General features: G+C 70.3%; 23 protein-coding genes and 1 tRNA gene. 2 read left to right on the forward strand and 22 right to left on the reverse strand.

The features are described from left to right. Positions 1-20: 20 nt before the first annotated feature. The 12 genes from rplL to tuf form a co-directional block, all read right to left on the reverse strand. Positions 21-398 (reverse strand): 50S ribosomal protein L7/L12, encoded by a 378-nt coding sequence (gene rplL, locus P9K36_RS22080; protein ID WP_012320773.1) that lies wholly within the window; start codon positions 396-398, stop codon positions 21-23. 48 nt (positions 399-446) lie between these two features. Then, positions 447-965, reverse strand: coding sequence for a 50S ribosomal protein L10 (gene rplJ, locus P9K36_RS22085; protein WP_043348291.1), 519 nt, complete (start codon positions 963-965; stop codon positions 447-449). A 515-nt stretch (positions 966-1,480) separates the two neighbouring features. Continuing rightward, positions 1,481-3,124: a B12-binding domain-containing radical SAM protein gene (locus P9K36_RS22090; protein ID WP_043348289.1), complete on the reverse strand. Its 1,644-nt coding sequence runs from the start codon at positions 3,122-3,124 to the stop codon at positions 1,481-1,483. Positions 3,125-3,363: 239 nt separating this feature from the next. Beyond that, positions 3,364-3,534 (reverse strand): hypothetical protein, encoded by a 171-nt coding sequence (locus P9K36_RS22095; RefSeq protein WP_278305996.1) that lies wholly within the window; start codon positions 3,532-3,534, stop codon positions 3,364-3,366. A gap of 67 nt (positions 3,535-3,601) precedes the next feature. After that, positions 3,602-4,300, reverse strand: coding sequence for a 50S ribosomal protein L1 (gene rplA / locus P9K36_RS22100; RefSeq protein ID WP_043348287.1), 699 nt, complete (start codon positions 4,298-4,300; stop codon positions 3,602-3,604). Positions 4,301-4,311: 11 nt separating this feature from the next. Further along, positions 4,312-4,761 (reverse strand): 50S ribosomal protein L11, encoded by a 450-nt coding sequence (gene rplK / locus P9K36_RS22105; protein ID WP_043348285.1) that lies wholly within the window; start codon positions 4,759-4,761, stop codon positions 4,312-4,314. 217 nt (positions 4,762-4,978) lie between these two features. After that, positions 4,979-5,512: a transcription termination/antitermination protein NusG gene (gene nusG, locus P9K36_RS22110; protein ID WP_012320778.1), complete on the reverse strand. Its 534-nt coding sequence runs from the start codon at positions 5,510-5,512 to the stop codon at positions 4,979-4,981. A gap of 73 nt (positions 5,513-5,585) precedes the next feature. Then, a complete protein-coding gene (gene secE / locus P9K36_RS22115) occupies positions 5,586-5,882 on the reverse strand; it encodes a preprotein translocase subunit SecE (protein ID WP_043348282.1) in 297 nt (98 codons plus the stop codon). Between the two features lie 182 nt (positions 5,883-6,064). Continuing rightward, a tRNA-Trp gene (locus tag P9K36_RS22120) sits at positions 6,065-6,141 on the reverse strand. 64 nt (positions 6,142-6,205) lie between these two features. After that, positions 6,206-6,730: a hypothetical protein gene (locus P9K36_RS22125; protein WP_278305997.1), complete on the reverse strand. Its 525-nt coding sequence runs from the start codon at positions 6,728-6,730 to the stop codon at positions 6,206-6,208. 3 nt (positions 6,731-6,733) lie between these two features. Then, positions 6,734-7,096: a hypothetical protein gene (locus P9K36_RS22130; protein ID WP_278305998.1), complete on the reverse strand. Its 363-nt coding sequence runs from the start codon at positions 7,094-7,096 to the stop codon at positions 6,734-6,736. A 203-nt stretch (positions 7,097-7,299) separates the two neighbouring features. Beyond that, entirely contained in the window at positions 7,300-8,490 is a 1,191-nt protein-coding gene (gene tuf, locus P9K36_RS22135; protein WP_043348276.1) for an elongation factor Tu, read from the reverse strand. Between the two features lie 309 nt (positions 8,491-8,799). Between tuf and P9K36_RS22140 the strand changes: the two genes are divergently transcribed. Continuing rightward, positions 8,800-9,663 carry a porin gene (locus tag P9K36_RS22140; RefSeq protein WP_043351243.1) on the forward strand — a complete coding sequence of 288 codons (864 nt, stop codon included), beginning with the start codon at positions 8,800-8,802 and terminating at the stop codon, positions 9,661-9,663. 147 nt (positions 9,664-9,810) lie between these two features. Here P9K36_RS22140 and phnN read toward each other — a convergent pair whose 3' ends face one another. The 8 genes from phnN to phnG form a co-directional block, all read right to left on the reverse strand. Next, complete coding sequence (gene phnN / locus P9K36_RS22145) at positions 9,811-10,341, reverse strand: phosphonate metabolism protein/1,5-bisphosphokinase (PRPP-forming) PhnN (protein WP_278306000.1); 531 nt, start codon at positions 10,339-10,341, stop codon at positions 9,811-9,813. Further along, a complete protein-coding gene (locus P9K36_RS22150) occupies positions 10,341-11,477 on the reverse strand; it encodes an alpha-D-ribose 1-methylphosphonate 5-triphosphate diphosphatase (protein WP_043351241.1) in 1,137 nt (378 codons plus the stop codon). Before P9K36_RS22150 ends, phnN begins: the two co-directional genes overlap by 1 nt. Positions 11,478-11,487: 10 nt before the next feature. Beyond that, positions 11,488-12,195 carry a phosphonate C-P lyase system protein PhnL gene (phnL, locus tag P9K36_RS22155; RefSeq protein WP_043387921.1) on the reverse strand — a complete coding sequence of 236 codons (708 nt, stop codon included), beginning with the start codon at positions 12,193-12,195 and terminating at the stop codon, positions 11,488-11,490. Continuing rightward, positions 12,192-12,965, reverse strand: a complete 774-nt coding sequence (phnK, locus tag P9K36_RS22160) for a phosphonate C-P lyase system protein PhnK (RefSeq protein WP_278306001.1) — start codon at positions 12,963-12,965, stop codon at positions 12,192-12,194. The genes phnL and phnK overlap by 4 nt, the downstream gene beginning before the upstream one ends. After that, positions 12,962-13,753: an alpha-D-ribose 1-methylphosphonate 5-phosphate C-P-lyase PhnJ gene (locus tag P9K36_RS22165; RefSeq protein WP_278307321.1), complete on the reverse strand. Its 792-nt coding sequence runs from the start codon at positions 13,751-13,753 to the stop codon at positions 12,962-12,964. Before P9K36_RS22165 ends, phnK begins: the two co-directional genes overlap by 4 nt. Before the next feature lie 188 nt (positions 13,754-13,941). Beyond that, the gene (locus tag P9K36_RS22170) at positions 13,942-15,048 is read right to left on the reverse strand and encodes a carbon-phosphorus lyase complex subunit PhnI (protein WP_043387925.1); all 1,107 of its coding nucleotides are present in this window, start codon (positions 15,046-15,048) and stop codon (positions 13,942-13,944) included. A gap of 3 nt (positions 15,049-15,051) precedes the next feature. After that, the gene (phnH, locus tag P9K36_RS22175) at positions 15,052-15,639 is read right to left on the reverse strand and encodes a phosphonate C-P lyase system protein PhnH (RefSeq protein WP_274926746.1); all 588 of its coding nucleotides are present in this window, start codon (positions 15,637-15,639) and stop codon (positions 15,052-15,054) included. Between the two features lie 2 nt (positions 15,640-15,641). Continuing rightward, positions 15,642-16,112, reverse strand: a complete 471-nt coding sequence (gene phnG / locus P9K36_RS22180) for a phosphonate C-P lyase system protein PhnG (protein WP_179697191.1) — start codon at positions 16,110-16,112, stop codon at positions 15,642-15,644. 79 nt (positions 16,113-16,191) lie between these two features. Here phnG and phnF point away from each other — a divergent pair, with 79 nt between their 5' ends. Next, positions 16,192-16,935, forward strand: coding sequence for a phosphonate metabolism transcriptional regulator PhnF (gene phnF, locus P9K36_RS22185; protein ID WP_043387929.1), 744 nt, complete (start codon positions 16,192-16,194; stop codon positions 16,933-16,935). Positions 16,936-16,948: 13 nt separating this feature from the next. Here the strand turns inward: phnF and phnE (P9K36_RS22190) are convergent, their stop codons facing one another. Then, a complete protein-coding gene (gene phnE / locus P9K36_RS22190) occupies positions 16,949-17,815 on the reverse strand; it encodes a phosphonate ABC transporter, permease protein PhnE (RefSeq protein WP_075380846.1) in 867 nt (288 codons plus the stop codon). Beyond that, the gene (phnE, locus tag P9K36_RS22195) at positions 17,812-18,693 is read right to left on the reverse strand and encodes a phosphonate ABC transporter, permease protein PhnE (RefSeq protein WP_043355022.1); all 882 of its coding nucleotides are present in this window, start codon (positions 18,691-18,693) and stop codon (positions 17,812-17,814) included. Before phnE (P9K36_RS22195) ends, phnE (P9K36_RS22190) begins: the two co-directional genes overlap by 4 nt. Between the last annotated feature and the right edge of the window lie 7 nt (positions 18,694-18,700).

Consider the following 18,700-nt stretch of genomic DNA (forward strand, 5'->3'; position numbering starts at 1 on the left):
GGCACCGGCCCATCGTCGACTTACTTGAGCTCGATCTTGGCGCCGGCCTTCTCGAGCTGGGCCTTGAGCTTCTCGGCCTCGTCCTTGGCAACGCCTTCCTTGACCGGCTTCGGCGCGCCCTCGACGAGGTCCTTGGCTTCCTTGAGGCCGAGGCCGGTGATCGCGCGGACCTCCTTGATGACCTCGATCTTCTTGTCGCCGGCGGAGGCCAGGACGACCGTGAACTCGGTCTGCTCCTCGACGGCGGCGGCGGCGCCACCGGCAGCCGGGCCGGCGGCAACGGCGACGGCAGCGGCGGCCGAGACGCCCCACTTCTCTTCGAGCATCTTGGCCAGGTCAGCGGCCTCGAGCACGGTCAGCGAGGACAGGTCGTCGACGAGCTTGGCGAGATCAGCCATTTTGAATTCCTCTCAATATCGGTTCGAACGGATGGTTTTTGAAGGGCCTCAGGCGGCCTCGTCCTTCTTGGCATAGGCCCCGAACACGCGGGCGAGCTTGGCCGCCGGCGCGTTGACGACCTGAGCGATCTTCGTCGCGGGAGCCTGCACGAGGCCCACGATCTTGGCGCGCAGTTCGTCGAGGGACGGGAGCGAGGCGAGGGCCTTCACGCCGTCCGGGTTCAGGGCGGTCTTCCCCATCGCGCCGCCGAGGATCACGAGCTTGTCGTTGGCCTTGGCGAAATCGACCGCGACCTTCGCGGCTGCGACCGGGTCGCCGGAATAGGCGAGCAGGGTCGGGCCCTTCAGGAGCGGCTTGATGGAGGCGACGTCCGTGCCATCGAGTGCGATGCCGGCGAGGCTGTTCTTGGCGACCTTCACGGTGGCGCCAGCCTGCTTCATCTGCGAACGCAGCTTCTGCATGTCGGCGACCGTGAGGCCCTTGTAGTGGGCCACGACGACAACGGCGCTCTCACTGAACACGCCGTTGAGCGTCGAGACGAGATCAGCTTTAGCTGTCCGGTCCACTGGGCTCTCTCCGGTTGGCGGAACCCGATCTCGGGTCCGCCGGTTGCACATGCCGCCCGGACGTCATCTCGGCCAAGAGACCGGGAACGTCCGAACGACGCTTCGCGGCCCTGTCCCCGCGCGTGCCCCTGGAGGCCGCCTCGGGCGAGTTGGTTCAAACCGACACCCCTCCGCGGCCGAGGCCTGGGCGAGGCTTTTCAAATTCGGTCTTCCCCGTCTGTGCAGGCTTGGGGATTAAGCCGGCGAGCCGGCACCTGCAGTCTCGGACAGGACATGGCCGGACAAGGCTCCGCGGGGCTCGTCGCCCCTGGGATCCGTCCGGCCTTTGCCACCCGGTTGCCCGGGCGACATTTCGAGCGGAAACCGGCCGATCGGCCGTCTCCTTCCGTGAGGATGAAATGCGTGAGGCGCGGTGTATAGAGCCTAGCAAGCCGCCTGCCAAGGGCTGAAGCGCGACTTTTCCGCCGCAGGCAAGGACTTGCTGCGGAATCTCCGGGCCTGACCGGCAACCCGCCTCACGCGGCCTCGCGTTCCGGCGCCAGCCTGCGCCGGGCCGATTCCCACCAGCTCCGGTCGCGGGCCGCCTTCGCCTCCGCGGCCTTGGCGGCGTAGAAGGAGGCGTTGTGCTCGCCGCGCAGGGCCTCGCGGGTGAAGCGGATCAGGTGGTGGGCCACGAAGCCCATGTTGAACACCGCCTCGATCTGCCCGCGCTTCAGCGCGTAGCCGGCCGCACTCCAGAACGGCTTGCGGTAATCGGAAAAGATCCCGACCCGGGTGATGATGTTGAACCCCAGGATCAGGCCCCGGCGGAGATTGGTGAAGGTCAGCTTGCCGGCGGTCGGCGTGGTGATGCGGTTCGGGTAGGTCACCGCGCATTGGTGCTTGAAGCGCTCGAAGATCTTCTCCGGCGTATAGGCGTGCGCGATGGCCCGGCGCCAGCTGCCCACCACGGTGTCGTGCGGGCGCTTGAACAGCACGTTCGATTCCAATGCCGCATCGTGGACGAGCCGGCCCTCGCGTTCCAGCCGGTCCCAGAGCGGGGTCTTGGGCAGGGCCTGGAGCAGGTTGATGGTCAGCACGGGAATGGCCGAGCGGTCGATGAAGTCGATCAGGTTCTGCTCGGATTTGTCGGTGTCGGAATCGAGGCCCAGGATAATGCCCGAGGTCACCTCCAGCCCGTAGGAATTGAGGGTCTCGATCGCCTCGTACATCGGGACGGCGGCGTTGTGGGTCTTGTCGATGCCCTTGAGGGCCTCGGCCTCCGGGGTCTCGATGCCGACGAACACCGTCATGAAGTTCGCCTGCCGCATCAGCTCGAGGATCTCGGGCTGCTTGGCCATGTTCAGCGTCGCCTCGCAGGCGAACTGGAGCGGGTAGTTGTTCTTCTTCTGCCACGCCACGAGGTGCGGCAGCATCTCGCGGGTCGCCTTGCGGTTGGCGATGAAATTGTCGTCGACGAAGTACACGACGGCCGGATGGCCGGGCTGGCTGATGATGGCGTCGAGCTCGGCGCACATCTGCTCGGGGCTCTTGAGCCGCGGCTGGCGGCCATAGAGCTGCGGGATGTCGCAGAACTCGCAGCGATAGGGGCAGCCCGAGGAGAATTGCAGCGAGCCGATCAGATAGCGCTTGAGCGGTGCGTGGTCGTAGGCCGGGGCCGGGAAGTCGGCGAGCGCGAGCCGGTCCTTCGTCTCCAGCACCACCTGGGCGGGCGGGGGCGCGACATCGGCGTCGAGGCGTGCGACGAGCTGGTCGGTGGCGTCGCCGATCTCGCCGACATGGAGATAGTCGAAGTCGCCGTATTTCTCCGGCGCGCCGGAGACCGAGGGACCGCCCAGGACCGTGACCTTGCCGGCGGCCCGGGCACGGTCGCGGATGTCGTGGATCTGCGGTTCCTGGATGTGCATGCCGGAAACGAACACCGCGTCGGCCCAGGCGAACTCGGCCGGGCTCGCGCGGCGGATATTCTCATCGATGAATCTGCATTCCCACGCCTCCGGCATGTAGGCCGCGATCAGCAGCAGCCCCTGCGGCGGCATGAACGCCTTCACCCCGCCCATCAGCGGGTAGGCGTGGGAGAACGTCCCGAAGGACGGCGTGTAGGCGGGAAAGACGCACAGGATGCGTCGCTTGGAGGTGACCGTCAGGGTGCATCGCATGTCGGCCTATCTAGCACAGCCGCGCGCGTTGGCGCCCCCTCTGCCGTTAAGAATGGCGTGAAGGAGAACGGCGCCGCTGTCGCGGCCTGTCGCGTGCCGGGTACCGGATAGGATCCGCTTCACCCGTCCGGGACAGGGGTGCGGGTTTATTTCTCACCGGCCCTTCCCGGGCACAGGGCGCGTCAGCGATATGCGATCCGGGATCCAGCACGAGAATCGCCGCGATTCGGCCCCGCCGATCAGATCCGCCGACGGGCCTCGGACGGGACCAGCATGGTCACGCCGTAATCCGGGGCGTTACCCGGCAAGGTACCCACGCGATGCGCCGGATCGGTCGCCGAGCCCGCGTCGAGCGTGCCGTTCCGGCGGCTCGCCAGACTGTCGAGGCGGGACGGCGGCTCGGTCCGCATGCCCGCAACGGAAAACGCCCGGCCGTTTCCGGCCGGGCGCTCCGCAGCGTAGACGCTATGCCTTGCCTCAGGCGGTCAGAACCGTGTTCGGCTCGACCTTCACGCCCGGGCCCATCGTCGAGGTGACGGCGATGCGCTGGACGTAGGTGCCCTTGGCGCCCGCGGGCTTCGCCTTGGCGACGGCGTCCGCGAAGGCCTTGATGTTCTCGACGAGCTTGTCGGCGTCGAACGAGACCTTGCCGACGCCGGCATGGACGATGCCGGCCTTCTCGACGCGGAACTCCACCGAGCCGCCCTTGGCGCCGGCGACGGCGCCCTTCACGTCCATGGTGACGGTGCCGACCTTCGGGTTCGGCATCAGGCCGCGCGGGCCCAGCACCTTACCGAGACGGCCGACCAGCGGCATCATGTCCGGGGTCGCGATGCAGCGATCGAACTCGATCTTGCCGCTCTGCACGATCTCCAGCAAGTCCTCGGCGCCGACGATGTCGGCACCAGCGGCCTTGGCGTCGTCCGCCTTCGCGCCGCGGGCGAAGACCGCCACGCGCACCGTCCGGCCGGAGCCGTTCGGCAGATTGCAGACGCCGCGGACCATCTGGTCGGCGTGGCGGGGATCGACGCCGAGGTTCATGGAGACCTCGACGGTCTCGTCGAACTTCGCGGTCGCCCGCTCCTTCACCAGCTTGATCGCCTCGTCGAGGGGATAGAGCTTGGTGACCTCGATGCCCTCGCGGGCGGCGCGGATGCGCTTGCCTTCCTTAGCCATGCTATCCTCCCTCAGGCCGTCACTTCGAGGCCCATGGCCCGGGCGGAGCCGCGGATCATGGCAACGGCCGACTCGATCGAGTCGCAGTTGAGGTCGGGCATCTTCTTCTCGGCGATCTCGCGCAGCTGCGCCTCGGAGATCTTGCCGACGGTCGGGCCCTTGCCCGGGGTCTTGGAACCGGAGGCCGGCTTCTTGCCGAGCTTCAGGCCGACTGCCTTCTTCAGGAAGAAGGTGACCGGGGGCTGCTTCATCTCGAAGGTGAAGGACCGATCCTGATACGCGGTGATGATCACCGGGATCGGGGTGCCCTTCTCCATCTGCGCGGTCTTCGCGTTGAAGGCCTTGCAGAATTCCATGATGTTGAGGCCGCGCTGACCGAGCGCGGGACCGATCGGCGGCGACGGGTTGGCGGCGCCGGCCGGGACCTGAAGCTTCACGTAGCCCGTGATCTTCTTCGCCATGGGACTGCTCCCAATGAGAATCCGCCCCCACGCGGCCTGAAGCGCGGCGGGTCGGACGGTTGCAGGTCGCGGTGCGAGCCGTGGATCCCGGAGGCGAGGCCGGGCGGATCTCCCGCGGATGATGCCCCAGCCTCAGAAGGATGGGGCAAGTTCGCGGCCGCCGCACAGCGACGGCCGGAAGGACGCGGCGGCCTCAGGGCCGCCGAAATCAGGAGGCTCAGGCCTTCTCGACCTGGGCGTATTCGAGCTCCACCGGCGTCGCGCGGCCGAAGATCGACACGGCCACCTTGAGGCGGGAGCGGGCGTCGTCGATTTCCTCGACGGTGCCGTTGAAGCTGGCGAACGGACCGTCGGCGACCCGGACGGTCTCGCCGATCTCGAAGGAGATCGAGGGCTTCGGCCGGTCGACACCCTCGGCGACCTGGCCCTTGATCCGCTCGGCCTCGGCGTCGGGGATCGGAACCGGCTTCGACTTGTCGGCGCCGAGGAAGCCCGTGACCTTCGGGGTGTTCTTGATGAGGTGGTAGACCTCGTCGGTGAGGTCGCACTTCACCAGCACGTAGCCGGGGAAGAACTTACGCTCGGCATCGACCTTCCGGCCGCGGCGGACCTCCACGACCTTCTCGGTCGGGACCATCACCTCGTCGAACAGCTCGGTCAGCCCGCGCTGAGCCGCCTGATCCTTGATGGACTGGGCGACCTTGTTCTCGAAGTTCGAGTAGGCGTGGACGATGTACCAGCGCTTCGACACGGTTCCGTTCAACTCCGACAAGTCCGCGGGGTCTCCCCCGATCGGCGGCGAGCCGCCCTCGTACGCCTCCGACTCAGACGCCCAAAATCAGGCCGACCAGGAAGCGCAGGGCCTGATCCACGACCGTGAAGAACAGGCTCGCGGCCACGACCATCACGAAGACCATGATCGTCGTGATCGTGGTCTCCCGGCGGGTCGGCCACGTGACCTTGCGGGCCTCGTCGCGAACCTGCGCGATGAACTCGCCCGGCGTGGCACGCTTCTGCGGCGCCCGGTTCGGCGTCGCCGGCCGGGCCGGCGGCGGATTCGCGGGACCGCGGGCTGCGCCGCGCACCAGGTCCACCTTCTTGGTCGCTTCGTTCGATGCCATGGCGCCAGTATCTGTGCGTGTTCGGCCCCGAGGCAGAGACCGCATCCGGGAATGCGAATGTCGGCGCCGAGGACCTGGATGGGCCCGCACCGACGGTCGCTTCAGATCTCGGATTGCGCCCGCTCTAGCGCAACTCCCCCGGCTTGTCGACCGGGCCACCGCGCGGGATCGGGCTGAATGTCTGGCAGGAGTGGAGGGACTCGAACCCGCAACCTCCGGTTTTGGAGACCGGCGCTCTGACCAGTTGAGCTACACTCCTAGCGCACCGCCCAATGCCTCATCGCGGCGCGGCTTGCAAGAGGTTCGCCGCCGATCGCCGCGCATCACCGGCCGTGATCCGCCCGCTCGGCGGCGGTCAGGGGCCGGAGTCCGCCCCGGTCGAAGCGGAACAGCTCGTCGCTGCGGCCGTAGGGGCCGGCGCGCATCTGCGTGGTGGCCTCTGCGGCCAGCTCGCGCCGCGCAGGGCTGTCGGCGGGCCACGCCATGAGCAGATTGCGGGTCGGCCCGGTCAGCGTGATGCCGTCGGCCTTCAGCGCCTTGCGGATCTCCTCGAGCCAGTCCGGCACGAGCAAACGCGCGAGGGCGTAATTGTCGTCCTCCCTGGCGAGGGCGGCGACGGGCGTGCGGTCCGCGACGACGAGCTGGAACGGCTCATCCTTGGAGGCCCCCGCGAGGTTCCGCACCGCCGTGGCTTCCACCACGGCCGGATCGACATGCCAGCCGGCGATCATCTCGCGGGTGACGTACTGGTGGCGCCTGGACTCGTCGAGCACGCAGACGACGTGCAGCGTCTCGGAAAACCGGCGATGCGCGAGTTGCGGGTTCTGCTGAAGGATCTCATCCGGCACCAGCTACACGCGCAGGCGGCCCTTGATCGCCGCGAAATCCGCCGGCTCCGGCGCAGGGCCGGCCTTGGCGAAGGCGAGGCCGAGGAATTCGTCGACCTCCCGCCGGCGCTCGGCCTCGGTGAGGCCGCGGACATGCTGGTGGAGGTTGGTGAGATCGAGCGTCTGGGTGCCGATGCCGAGCTGCGCCGGATCGGCATTGAGGTCGATCGCCACGTCCGGTCGACGGATCCGGATCTGCTTGATCACCGCGTCGCGAAAGCGGCCGTCGCTCAGGTTGTCTGCCCGCGCGCCGACCGGCAGGAACACGGAGCCGGCACAGATCAGGGCCAGCAATCGCGCGGCCCACCGAGCGGAATCTCCGAACATCCGAGCCTCCCCCAAGACAAGGCGGAGACAAGACAAAACAACGCCGGCACCCCGTCAAGACGGAGGCCGGCGCGAGTCACATCGAAGTCGATAGCCTGAGCCCTGACGCACCCCCGTGGTCTAGAGATGACCACGGACCATCCGCCGGCTGACGGCGCGGGACCGGCGCATCGTCTGTCGCGACGCGCCGGCCCTGCTTGAGCTCAATCGTTGATGGCGGCGACGACGCCGGCACCGACGGTGCGGCCGCCCTCGCGGATGGCGAAGCGCAGCTTCTCCTCCATGGCCACCGGCACGATCAGCGCCACGTCCATGGTCACGTTGTCGCCCGGCATCACCATCTCGGTGCCCTCGGGCAGCGTCACGATCCCGGTCACGTCGGTGGTGCGGAAGTAGAACTGCGGCCGGTAGTTGGTGAAGAACGGCGTGTGGCGGCCGCCCTCTTCCTTGGTCAGGATGTAGGCCTCGGCCTTGAACTTGGCGTGCGGCTTCACCGAACCCGGCTTGCACACGACCTGGCCGCGCTCCACGTCCTCGCGCTTCGTGCCGCGCAGCAGCACGCCGACGTTGTCGCCCGCCTGGCCCTGGTCGAGCAGCTTGCGGAACATCTCCACGCCCGTGACCGTCGTGGTCTGCGTGTCGCGGATGCCGACGATCTCCACCGTCTCGCCGACCTTGACGATGCCGCGCTCGACGCGACCCGTCACCACCGTGCCGCGGCCCGAGATCGAGAACACGTCCTCGATCGGCATCAGGAACGGCAGGTCGATCGGGCGCTCCGGCTGCGGGATGTAGGCATCCACCGTCGCCATCAGCGCCAGCACCGCCTCCTTGCCGATCTTCGGCTCCTTGTCCTCAAGCGCCATCAGCGCCGAGCCCTTGGTGATCGGGATGTCGTCGCCGGGGAAGTCGTACTTCGACAGGAGCTCGCGCACCTCCAGCTCGACCAGCTCCAGGAGCTCCTCGTCGTCGACCATGTCGACCTTGTTGAGGAACACCACCAGCGCCGGAACGCCGACCTGGCGCGCCAGAAGGATGTGCTCGCGGGTCTGCGGCATCGGGCCGTCGGCCGCCGACACCACCAGGATCGCGCCGTCCATCTGCGCCGCGCCCGTGATCATGTTCTTCACGTAGTCGGCGTGCCCGGGGCAATCCACGTGCGCGTAGTGACGGTTCTGCGTCTCGTACTCCACGTGCGCCGTCGAGATCGTGATCCCGCGCGCCTTCTCCTCCGGAGCCTTGTCGATCTGGTCGTAGGCCGTGAACGTCGCCCCGCCCGTCTCCGCCAGAACCTTCGTGATCGCCGCCGTCAACGACGTCTTGCCGTGGTCAACGTGACCAATCGTGCCAATGTTGCAGTGCGGCTTGGTGCGGGAGAACTTTTCCTTGCCCATGATTCCCATTCCTGCGGCGGGGACCACACAAGGGCCCCGAATCCTGGTCAGCCGCCCCGAAGCTCGGACAGGGGCGAAAAACGCGGTCCGCTTAGAGGGTCGGCCGCCAGGGATCAAGCTCCGCGGCGCGCGGGCGCCCGACGACCGGCTCTGCTGTCAAGCCGCGGCCATGAGTCTTGAACGCCGAAACATCAATCACAGGCAGTATCCACGCCGCTTTCGCGCCACAGTGTGGCTTCGCGGGCATAGCGGGATCCGTGCGGCCGAGCTTAAGTGGGGACAACAACGCATCACCTCGGACCCCCCGCCATGATGAAGAAGTTCCTCCTCGCCACCGCCGCGACGGCGCTGGTCACGACGGCCGCTTCGGCCGCCGACCTGCCGCGCCGGGCCGCGCCGCCGCCGGTCTTCACGCCGGTGCCGGTCTTCACCTGGACGGGCTTCTACGCCGGTCTCGAGTCCGCCTACACCTTCACGGATCGTGAGCGCATCACCACGGTCGGCGTCCAGCCGGGCAACGCCACCAATGTGGCCCTCGGCCGCCGTCCCTTCCTGACCTCGACCACGCAGGACGGCTTCGCCAACATCGGCGGCACCGCCGGCTACAACTACCAGTTCACGCCGGGCTCCGGCATCGTCGTCGGTCTCGCCAACAGCATCGACTGGACCGACATCACCAAGAACCGCGTCGTCCTCGGCACCGGTAACGTCGCCGGCGGCCCGCCGAACATCAGCCAGTTCCGCCAGAGCCTCGACTGGCTCGGCACCCTCACGGGCCGCGTCGGCTACGCCTTCGACCGCGTCCTGGTCTACGGGATGGGCGGCCTCGCCTACGGCAACGTGTTCCACGACGCCAACTTCTACACCCCGGGCGGCCGCCTGCAGTTCGCCGGCCGCTACGACGACTTCAAGGTCGGCTACGCCTACGGCGGCGGCATCGAGTTCGCCCTGCCCACCGACAGCTTCCTGAACACCTTCGCGCTCGGCCGCTACATCGGCATCAAGTACGACGCCATCACGGTGAAGGCCGAATACCTGCACTACGACCTCGGCAGCCAGAACGTGCTCGTCGGCGCGGTCCCGGGTGTCGGCAACGGCGCGTACATCTCGCGCTTCCGCACCGAGGGCAGCATCGTTCGCGCCGGCTTCAACTACAAGTTCGGCGGCCTCTGAGACCGACGGCGCCGGGACTTCTCCGGCCGAGACCAACATAGGCGGGTGCCGATATCGGCACCCGCCCTTTTTCGTTGCTCCAGCGCGATCGGGGCATCAGCCGCCGCGACCCGGCCGTCGCACCCGGCGTGGGACGAAGATGTCCCGTCAGCAGGCGCGCAGATGCGCGACGAGTTGCGACGCGGCGTCGCCCGGGGAGCCGGTGTTGAGGATCGTCAGATCCGCGACGACGTCGCCCTCCCGGGCGAGACGCACGGCGAGGTCGCCGTCCTGCGGCCGGCCCCGGGCGGCGATACGCTGCGCCAGGATCTCGGGCGGCGCGGTGACTTCGACGACGCTCACCCGCGGGCAGGTCCTTCGTGCCTCCGCGACGACGCGGCGCGAGACGTTGCAGATCACAACCTGACCGTCGGCGGCGCGCCTTCCAGCCTCCGCCGGGAGGGCGTAGCCGAGGCCATGGGCGCGCCAGCTCAAGGTGAAGCGGCCGGCCGCGCAGCCATCCGCGAAGGCAGCCTCGTCGATCTCGTCGTTGTCCTCGTCCGCCGAGGGTGGCCGGGTCACGAGACGCCGCGGGAAGACGTAGCGCGGATCGTCCGCGAGGGCCGCCCGGGCCAGCCGGATCAGCGTGTCCTTGCCGGCGCCGCTCGGGCCGACCACGAGGACGAGGCAGCCCGGCATCAGGCGACCCGCCGGCCGGCGCGCCAGACCTCGCGGACGACCGGCACGCCCTCGGCCCGCTGCACGCGCACGAGATCGGCCCGCAGCCCGGGCGCCAGGGCGCCTCGGTCGGTGAGCCCGGTGGCGCGGGCGGGATTCGCCGTGACGGTGGCCAGCGCCTCGGGCAGCGTTATCGACGGTGCCTGCTCGGGCAGCAGGAAGGCCGCCATCAAGAGGCTCGCCGGCACGTAGTCCGACGAGAGGATGTCGAGGTGCCCGGCCTCGGCCAGCGCCAGGGCGGCGACGTTGCCGGAATGCGAGCCGCCGCGGATCAGGTTCGGCGCGCCCATCATCACGGTGATGCCCTGGCGGTGCGCGGCCTCGGCCGCCTCCAGGGTGGTGGGAAACTCGGCCAGCCGCACGCCTTCGCCGACCGCGAGGTCGACATCCGCCAGGGTGGTGTCGTCGTGGCTCGCCAGCGGGATCCCCATCTCGCGGGCGAACTGGACCAGGGCCGGCCGGTTCTTCGCATTCAGCGACCGACCGTCGCGGATCTTGCGCTCGGTGTTGGCGCGGATCTCCTCCATGGGACGGCCGCCGCGCGTGGCGTAGGTGTAGTACTTCTCCATGTCGCGGAACTGCCGCTGGCCGGGGGTGTGGTCCATGAGCGAGATCAGCCCCACCGGGTAGCGGGCCGTGAAGGTCGCCACCGTGTCGAGCACATCCGTGGAGGGCAATTCGCAGCGCAGATGCGTGAAGTGCTCGGCCCGGAACAGGTCGCCGGCCCGCGCGGCGGCGATGGCGCCGGCGAGCTGCTCCAGCTCGGAGCCGAGGCCGCTGCCGTCCGGGTCGCTGCCGGCGCGGAGCGAATCGAACACCGTGGTGATGCCCGAGGCGGTGATCTGCGCGTCGTAGGCGAGCACCGCGCCGAGCGGATGCCAGCGGACCTTGGGGCGCGGCGCGTAGTGGCTCTCCAGATGGTCGGTGTGCAGCTCGATCAGCCCGGGGATCAGGTAATCGCCGCCGCAATCGAGGCCGCGCGCGGGCGCCCGGCCCTCGCCGATCTCGATGATCGCCCCGTCGGAGACGGCGAGCCAGCCGCGCTGCACCCGGTCGGGCAGGACCAGGGTCGCGTTCTCGAGGATGAAGTCGTCCATCGTGAATTCCTCAGGCTGCCCGGGCTTGCGGCGCGAAGCGGGTGACATCGACCACCCGGGTCGCCACAGCGTCGCGCATCTCGCTGTCGTGGAAGATGCCGAGCACGCCGGCGCCGGCCTTCAGCTTCTCGCGCACGAGGTCGGCCACCACGGCGCGGTTCTGCGCGTCCAGGGAGGCGGTCGGCTCGTCGAGGAGCAGGAGCGGCCGGTCGGCGATCAGGCCCCGGGCGATGTTGACCCGCTGCTGCTCGCCTCCCGAGAAGGTCGCGGGCGGCAGGCCCCAGAGCCGCTCGGGCAGGTTGAGCCGGGCGAGGAGGTCCTTGGCCCGGGCGCGGGCCGCCTCTTCGGACAACCCGCCCTCGCGGCCGGCGGCCTCGACCACGTCGAGGGCCGGGACCCGCGGGATCACCCGCAGGAACTGCGACACGTAGGCGATGACCCGCGCCCGCAGCGCCCAGACCACTCGCGGATCGGCCCGGACGACGTCCACCACCGCCTCGCCGTCGCGGACCCGGATGGCGCCGGCATCGCAGCGGTAATTGCCGTAGGCCATCTTCAGGAGCGAGGACTTGCCCGCCCCCGAGGGGCCGCCGAGCACCACGCACTCGCCGGGCTCGACCACGAGGCTCACGCCGCCCACCACCGGCAGGACGATCCCGCCGCGCAGGTGCAGGGTGAAGCTCTTGGCGACGTCCTGGAAGGTCAGAAGCGCAGTCATGCGGCGAGCACCGAGGCGACGAGGAGCTGGGTGTAGGCGTGCTCGGGATCGTCGAGCACCCGGTCGGTAAGGCCGGTCTCGATCACCCGGCCGGCCCGCATCACGGCGATCCGGTGCGAGAGCAGCCGCGCCACCGCGAGGTCGTGGGTCACGATGATCACCGCGAGGCCGAGTTCGGCCGAGAGGCGCCGGATCAGGTCGAGGAGCCGGGCCTGGACCGAGACGTCGAGGCCGGAGGTCGGCTCGTCCATCAGCACGAGGCGCGGCCCGGTGACGAGGTTGCGGGCGATCTGGAGGCGCTGGCGCATGCCGCCGGAGAACTGGCTGGGCGGGTCGTCCACCCGGCCGGCCTCGATCTCGACCCGGCCGAGCCAGTCCAGCGCCTGGCCGCGGATCCGGCCGTAATGGCGCTCGCCCATGCCCATCAGCCGCTCGCCGACATTGCCGCCGGCCGAGACCGCCATGCGCAGGCCCTTGCGGGCGTCCTGCCGGACGAAGCCCCAGTCGGTGCGCATCAGCCGGCGCAGCGCGGCGGGTCCGAGATCGGCGAGGCTGCGGGTCTGCCCATCGCGCATCCGGTAGCGGACCTCACCCGAATCGGGCGCCAGCTCGCCGGCGAGCAGCGACAGGAGCGTCGACTTGCCCGAGCCGGACTCGCCCACGATGGCCAGCACCTCGCCCTCGGTGATGTCGAGGTCGATGCCCGCGCAGGCGAGCCGGTTGCCGTAGGCCTTGGTCAGGCCGTGGGCGGAGAGGAGCGGCGCGCTCATCGGGCCGCCTCCGCGACACGGGTCTCGCAGATGTCGGTGTCGGAGCAGATGAACATCCGGCCTCCGGAATCGTCGGTGACCACCTCGTCGAGGTAGTGGCCGCGGGCGCCGCACAGGGCGCAGGGCTGCGTGAATTCCTGCACGCGGAACGGGTAATCCTCGAAATCGAGGCTGCGCACCCGCGTGTAGGGGGGCACCGCGTAGATCCGCCGCTCGCGGCCCGCGCCGAAGAGCTGGAGCGCCGGGCAGTCGTCCATCTTGGGATTGTCGAATTTCGGCGTCGGCGACGGGTCCATCACGTAGCGGCCGGCGACCTCCACCGGGTACGCGTAGGTGGTGGCGATGTGCCCGTGGCGGCTGATGTCCTCGTAGAGCTTGACGTGCATGGCGCCGTACTCGGCCAGCGCGTGGAGCTGGCGCGTCTCGGTCTCGCGGGGCTCGAGAAAGCGCAGGGGCTCGGGGATCGGCACCTGATAGACCAGAATCTGCCCCTCGGTGAGCGGCGTCTCGGGGATGCGGTGGCGGGTCTGGATCACCGTCGCCTCCGTCGTGCGGGTGGTGGTGGCCACCCCGGAGGTCTTGGCGAAGAAGCGGCGGATCGAGACCGCGTTGGTGGTGTCGTCGGCCCCCTGGTCGATGACCTTGAGCACGTCCGATTGCCCGAGGATCGCCGCCGTGACCTGCACGCCGCCGGTGCCCCAGCCGTAGGGCATCGGCATCTCGCGGGAGGCGAAGGGCACCTGGTAGCCCGGCACCGCGATGGCCTTGAGGATGGCGCGGCGGATCATCCGCTTCGTGCCCTCGTCGAGATAGGCGAAGTTGTAGCCGGAGCCGCGCGCGTTTCCTGCCGCGTCGAGGACGGACGCGACGAGCCCACTCTCCCGTTCGGGAGAGGGAACCTGCGCGTCATCCGGCGCGCGGCCCGGAAGCTCCCGGGAAGCGGAGCCACCAAGGAAGGGGGACATCCCTGTCGCGCTCATTCGGCGGCCTCCTGCATCTCGACGGTCTCGGTCTTGCGCTCGAACTCGGCGCGCAGGCGCCGGACCAGCTCCAGCTCGGCCTGGAAGTCGACGTAGTGGGGGAGCTTCAGGTGCTCGACGAAGCCCGTCGCCTGGAGGCTGTCGCAATGGGCCAGCACGAATTCCTGGTCCTGGGCGGGGCTCGCCACCGGCTCGCCGAGCTCCTCCGCGCGCAGCGCCCGGTCCACCAGGGCCATTGCCATGGCCTTGCGCTCGCTCTGCCCGAAGCTCAGCCCGTAGCCGCGGGTGAACTGGGGCGCGGCCGCGCCCGAGCCCTTGAACTGGTTGACCATCTGGCACTCGGTGAGCCGCACCCGGCCGAGCGGGACCGCGAAGCCCAGCTCCTCGGGCACGAACTCCACCGCCACCGCGCCGACCCGGATCTCGCCGACGAACGGGTGGGTACGGCCGTAGCCGCGCTGCGTCGAGTAGGCGAGGCCGAGCACGAAGCCCTCGTCGCCCCGGGCGAGCGCCTGGAGGCGCAGGGCCCGGTCGGCGGGGTAATCCACGGGCTCGCGGGTGAGGTCGCCCACGGGGGCGCCGTCGTCCGGCGGCGAGGCCTCGATCAGCCCGTCCTGGGCCAGCAGGTCGGTGACCCGCGGGCAGGTTCCGGCATCGGCGCGCGGCTCGGCCTCGGCGGCGGGCTCGGAGGCGGTATCCGCCGCGAGCGCGAAGTCGACGAGCCGGTGGGTGTAGTCGAAGGTCGGCCCGAGCACCTGCCCGCCGGGCAGGTCCTTGAAGGTCGCGGAGACCCGGCGCTCGACCGCCATGGTGCCGGTGTCGACCGGCGCGGAGGCACCGAAGCGGGGCAGCGTGGTCCGGTAGGCGCGGACCAGGAACACCGCCTCGACCACGTCGCCGCGCGCCTGCTTGAGCGCCAGGGCCGCGAGGTCCGGATCGTAGAGCGAGCCCTCGGTCATCACCCGGTCGACGAGCAGCGCCATCTGCTCGCGGATCTGCGCCACGGAGAGTTCCGGAACGGCGGGGTCGCCCCGGCGGGCCTCGGCGAGGAGCCGATGGGCGTTGTCGATGGCGGCCTCGCCGCCCTTTACGGCCACGTACATGGGTCAGGCCTCCGTGACCGTCGTGGAGCGCGGCAGACCGGCCACGCGGCCGGGCGCGGTGAGGATCAGGTCGACGCCCAGCGGAAAGTCGGCGCGGTTCTCGGCGAGCTGCGCCGCGAAGCCGTCCGGCAGAGGTCCCGGCGCGACCCGGACCGTGCCCCGGACGCCCGGGCCGGAGAGGCTCAGCCCCTGCCCGTCCGTGATCGTGTCGAGGGCGAGCACCAGGGTGGTGGAGGTGTCGGGGTAGGCCGGCGTGCCGAGGGCGAACCGGCCCAGCGGCGGGCAGCGCCGAGACTCGCGGACCAGCGCGAAGGCGGCCCGGGCCGGATCGTCGGTGAGCGGCGCGCCGGTGTGAAAGCGGAGGTAGGCCGCGACGTCCGCGGCTTCGGCGAGGGCCGGATCCAGCCAGACCGGCGTGTCGGCGTCGGTGAGCGCCAGTGCGACGGCGGCCAGTTCCGGCGTGAGCGGCGCGGGCGGCGCGAGGAACGGGGCGAGCGGCCGGACGAGCCCGGGGCGGGCGAGGGCGTCCATCACGGCGCGGAAGGTGCCCTGCGCGTCGTGGACCGGATCGGCGAAGCCGGGGGCGAGCATGCTCAATCGTCTCCGCGGGCGAGGGTCAGGAAGTCGACCCGGGTGGCCGCCGTGCGCCGGGCCGCCTGCTGCCGGTCCGCCGCGAGCCGCCGGGCGGCGGGCGCCAGGGCGGCCTCGACCCGGGCGCGCCGGTTCGGGTCCTGCCAGAGGGCGTCGAGGATCGCGGCGAGCCGCGCCTTCGTGCGGTCGCGGCCGAGATGGTAGGCGAAGCCGGCCGGACCGTCCGCGAGGCGGATGGCGGCCCGGGTCACGCTGACCTCGCCGAGGTTGAACGGGCGCCCGTCGCCGCCGATCCGGCCTGAGGCCATCACGAGCCCCGTCTCCGGCGGCCGGAGATCCGCGGCGGCCGGGGTGTCGAGGACCGACAGGGCCGCCTCCAGGTCCGTGCGGCTCGCCTCGGCACAGAGCGCCATCACGGCCTGGCGCGCCCCGATCTCCCCCTCGGATGCCGGATGTCTCGGGCTCGTCGTCATCGCGAATCCCTCCGTCGCTCAGTTGTATAGGTGTATAGACAACTGGCGTGCGCCGCACAAATGAAGTTTGGATGACAGGATGGATGCGCAGGAGCAGGCACCCGGCCTCGTCCGGGGCGAGGGTCTGACGGCGTGGCGACAGATCGCCGACGCGCTGACGGCCGAGATCGCGGCGGGGCGCTATCCGCCGGGACAGCAGCTGCCCGCCGAGGCCGCCCTGGCGGCGCGCTTCGCCGTGAACCGGCACACCGTGCGACGTGCCCTCGCGGCGCTCGCCGAGGGCGGGCTCGTGCGCGCCAGCCAGGGCCGGGGCACCTTCGTGGAGGAGGCACCCCTCGCCTACCCGATCGGGCCGCGCACGCGGTTCTCCGAGATCGTCGCCGGGGCCGGACGCGAGGCCTGGGGCGACCTCGTCGCCTCGACTACGGTCCCGGCCGGGCCCGAGCAGGCGGCAGCCCTGGCCCTCGCCCCCGGCGCGCCGATCCTGGAGCTGCTGACGGTCCACCGGGCGGATGACGCCCCGCTCTCGACGGCGCTGACCTGGCTGCCGCTGCCGCGCTTCGCGGGCTTCGCCGAGGCCTATGCCGAGCGCGGCTCGATCACCCGGGCTTTCGCGGCCTGCGGCCTGCACGACTATACCCGGCTCTCGACGCGCATCCGCGCCCGGCCGGCCGATTCCGCGGAGGCGCAGCGCCTCGACATCGCCCCGGGGCGGGTCGTTCTGGTGGTGTCGAGCGTCAACATCGATCCCGCCGGCGTGCCGATCCAGGCGAACCGCACCCTGTTCGCCGCCGACCGGGTGGAGCTGGTGATCGGCGGGTGATCGGGCCGCCGGCTCAGCGCGCCGCCGGCCCGATGATCGCCCGGCGCAGGCGGGTCGAGACCCAGTCGATCGCCGCCACGGTGACGAGGATCATCAGCACCAGGAAGGCGACCTGCTGCAGCTCCAGCACGCGGATCAACTCGGTGAGGTACTGACCGATGCCCCCGGCACCGACGATGCCGATGATCGTCGCCGACCGGGTGTTCGACTCGAAGAAGTACAGGACCTGGCTCGCCAGCACCGGCAGGACCCCGGGGATCAGCCCGAAGCGGATGCGGTGCAGGCGCGAGCCGCCCGAGGCGACGACGCCCTCGCCGGCACGCTTGTCGCAGGTCTCGATCGCCTCGGAGAACAGCTTTCCGAGCGCCCCAAAATCCGAGCACGCGATGGCGAGCGCCCCCGCGAAGGGGCCCAGGCCCACGACGTTGATCCAGATCAGCGCCCAGATCAGCACGTCCACCGAGCGCATCACGTCGAGGCCGCGGCGGACGGCGAACCGCGCGAAGGGGTTGGGCACGACGTTCCGGGCCGCCAGGAACGCCACCGGGAAGGCGAAGACCGCCGCCGTCAGCGTGCCCAGGAAGGCGATGCCCAGGGTCTCGCCCAGCGCGTGCAGGAAGGTCCAGAACTGGCCCTCCGGGGACGGCGGCAGCATCAGCACCGCGAAGGTACCGAGCCGCCCGAGCCCGTGGAGGATCCGCGCCATCGAGAAGTCGAGGCGCCAGTAGCCGAACGCCGCGAGCCCGATCAGGACGGCGAGCAGGGCGGCGAGCCGCGCCCGCCCCGGCCAGTCGGTGCGGAACTGCGCGGGGTAGCGCGCGCGCAGGCGGGCGAGGTCGGCCCGGGCCGCCGCCCGCAGGGCCTCGGGACGCGGGCTCATCGGGCCTGCTCCGCGCCGATCAGGCGGTGACGGACCCGCTCGGTGGCGAGGTCGATGCAGAACACGGTCAGGATGATCAGCACGAGGATCGCGCTCACGTCCGCGTAGTAGAAATTGCGGATCGCCACGAGGAATTCCTGGCCGATGCCGCCGGCGCCGACGAAGCCCATCACCCCGGCCCCGCGCACGTTGATCTCGAAGCGCAGCAGCGCGTAGGAGGCGAAGTTCGACAGCACCTGCGGCAGCACCGCGAAGCGCACCGTCTGGACCCAGGTGGCGCCCGAGGCCGACAGGCCCTCGACGGGCCGCATGTCGATGTTCTCGACCACCTCGGAGAACAGCTTGCCGAGCGCCCCCGTGGTGTGGATCGCGATGGCGAGCACGCCCACCATCGGGCCGAGTCCGAAGGCGATCACGAAGATCAGGGCGAACACCACCTCGGGGACGGTGCGGCACAATTCCAGGAGGCGCTTGGCGCCGACGCGCAGCAGGCGCGACCGCACGAGGTTGGCAGCGGCCACGAAGCTGAGGGCGAAGCCCGCGAGCCCCCCGAGCAGCGTCCCGAGATAGGCCATGAGCAGGGTCTCGCCCAGCAGGCCCAGCCATTTGGGCAGGCCCCAGTACCAGCTGCGGACGTCTTCGAGCGGGTGCTCGAGGCTGATCGGCGGCAGGATCTGCTGGATGTAGGCGGTGAACTTGCCGATGTTCTCGGCGAAGACCAGCGGCCGCACCTCGGCGACCAAGCCGGCGACCAGGGCGAGCGCCGCCACAAGGGCGAAGCCCGCCAGCGTGCGGCGGCGCGCAGCGCCGGTCGCCGCCGCGTAGAGGCCGGAGAGGGCGGCTTCCCGCTCCGGCGACAGGGGTGTCAGACCGCGCAAGGCGGGC

This window comes from Methylobacterium sp. 391_Methyba4, assembly GCF_029691625.1.
Lineage (GTDB): Bacteria > Pseudomonadota > Alphaproteobacteria > Rhizobiales > Beijerinckiaceae > Methylobacterium > Methylobacterium fujisawaense.

Excerpts from the sequence above, each read along its gene's own strand:
- rplL (WP_012320773.1), bottom strand. The coding sequence starts at position 398 with ATGGCTGATCTCGCCAAGCTCGTCGACGACCTGTCCTCGCTGACCGTG.
- P9K36_RS22090 (WP_043348289.1), bottom strand. The coding sequence starts at position 3,124 with ATGCGATGCACCCTGACGGTCACCTCCAAGCGACGCATCCTGTGCGTC.
- P9K36_RS22095 (WP_278305996.1), bottom strand. The coding sequence starts at position 3,534 with ATGCGGACCGAGCCGCCGTCCCGCCTCGACAGTCTGGCGAGCCGCCGG.
- rplA (WP_043348287.1), bottom strand. The coding sequence starts at position 4,300 with ATGGCTAAGGAAGGCAAGCGCATCCGCGCCGCCCGCGAGGGCATCGAG.
- rplK (WP_043348285.1), bottom strand. The coding sequence starts at position 4,761 with ATGGCGAAGAAGATCACGGGCTACGTGAAGCTTCAGGTCCCGGCCGGC.
- secE (WP_043348282.1), bottom strand. The coding sequence starts at position 5,882 with ATGGCATCGAACGAAGCGACCAAGAAGGTGGACCTGGTGCGCGGCGCA.
- P9K36_RS22130 (WP_278305998.1), bottom strand. The coding sequence starts at position 7,096 with ATGTTCGGAGATTCCGCTCGGTGGGCCGCGCGATTGCTGGCCCTGATC.
- tuf (WP_043348276.1), bottom strand. The coding sequence starts at position 8,490 with ATGGGCAAGGAAAAGTTCTCCCGCACCAAGCCGCACTGCAACATTGGC.
- P9K36_RS22140 (WP_043351243.1), top strand. The coding sequence starts at position 8,800 with ATGATGAAGAAGTTCCTCCTCGCCACCGCCGCGACGGCGCTGGTCACG.
- phnN (WP_278306000.1), bottom strand. The coding sequence starts at position 10,341 with ATGCCGGGCTGCCTCGTCCTCGTGGTCGGCCCGAGCGGCGCCGGCAAG.
- P9K36_RS22150 (WP_043351241.1), bottom strand. The coding sequence starts at position 11,477 with ATGGACGACTTCATCCTCGAGAACGCGACCCTGGTCCTGCCCGACCGG.
- phnL (WP_043387921.1), bottom strand. The coding sequence starts at position 12,195 with ATGACTGCGCTTCTGACCTTCCAGGACGTCGCCAAGAGCTTCACCCTG.
- phnK (WP_278306001.1), bottom strand. The coding sequence starts at position 12,965 with ATGAGCGCGCCGCTCCTCTCCGCCCACGGCCTGACCAAGGCCTACGGC.
- P9K36_RS22165 (WP_278307321.1), bottom strand. The coding sequence starts at position 13,753 with ATGATCCGCCGCGCCATCCTCAAGGCCATCGCGGTGCCGGGCTACCAG.
- P9K36_RS22170 (WP_043387925.1), bottom strand. The coding sequence starts at position 15,048 with ATGTACGTGGCCGTAAAGGGCGGCGAGGCCGCCATCGACAACGCCCAT.
- phnH (WP_274926746.1), bottom strand. The coding sequence starts at position 15,639 with ATGCTCGCCCCCGGCTTCGCCGATCCGGTCCACGACGCGCAGGGCACC.
- phnG (WP_179697191.1), bottom strand. The coding sequence starts at position 16,112 with ATGACGACGAGCCCGAGACATCCGGCATCCGAGGGGGAGATCGGGGCG.
- phnF (WP_043387929.1), top strand. The coding sequence starts at position 16,192 with ATGGATGCGCAGGAGCAGGCACCCGGCCTCGTCCGGGGCGAGGGTCTG.
- phnE (WP_075380846.1), bottom strand. The coding sequence starts at position 17,815 with ATGAGCCCGCGTCCCGAGGCCCTGCGGGCGGCGGCCCGGGCCGACCTC.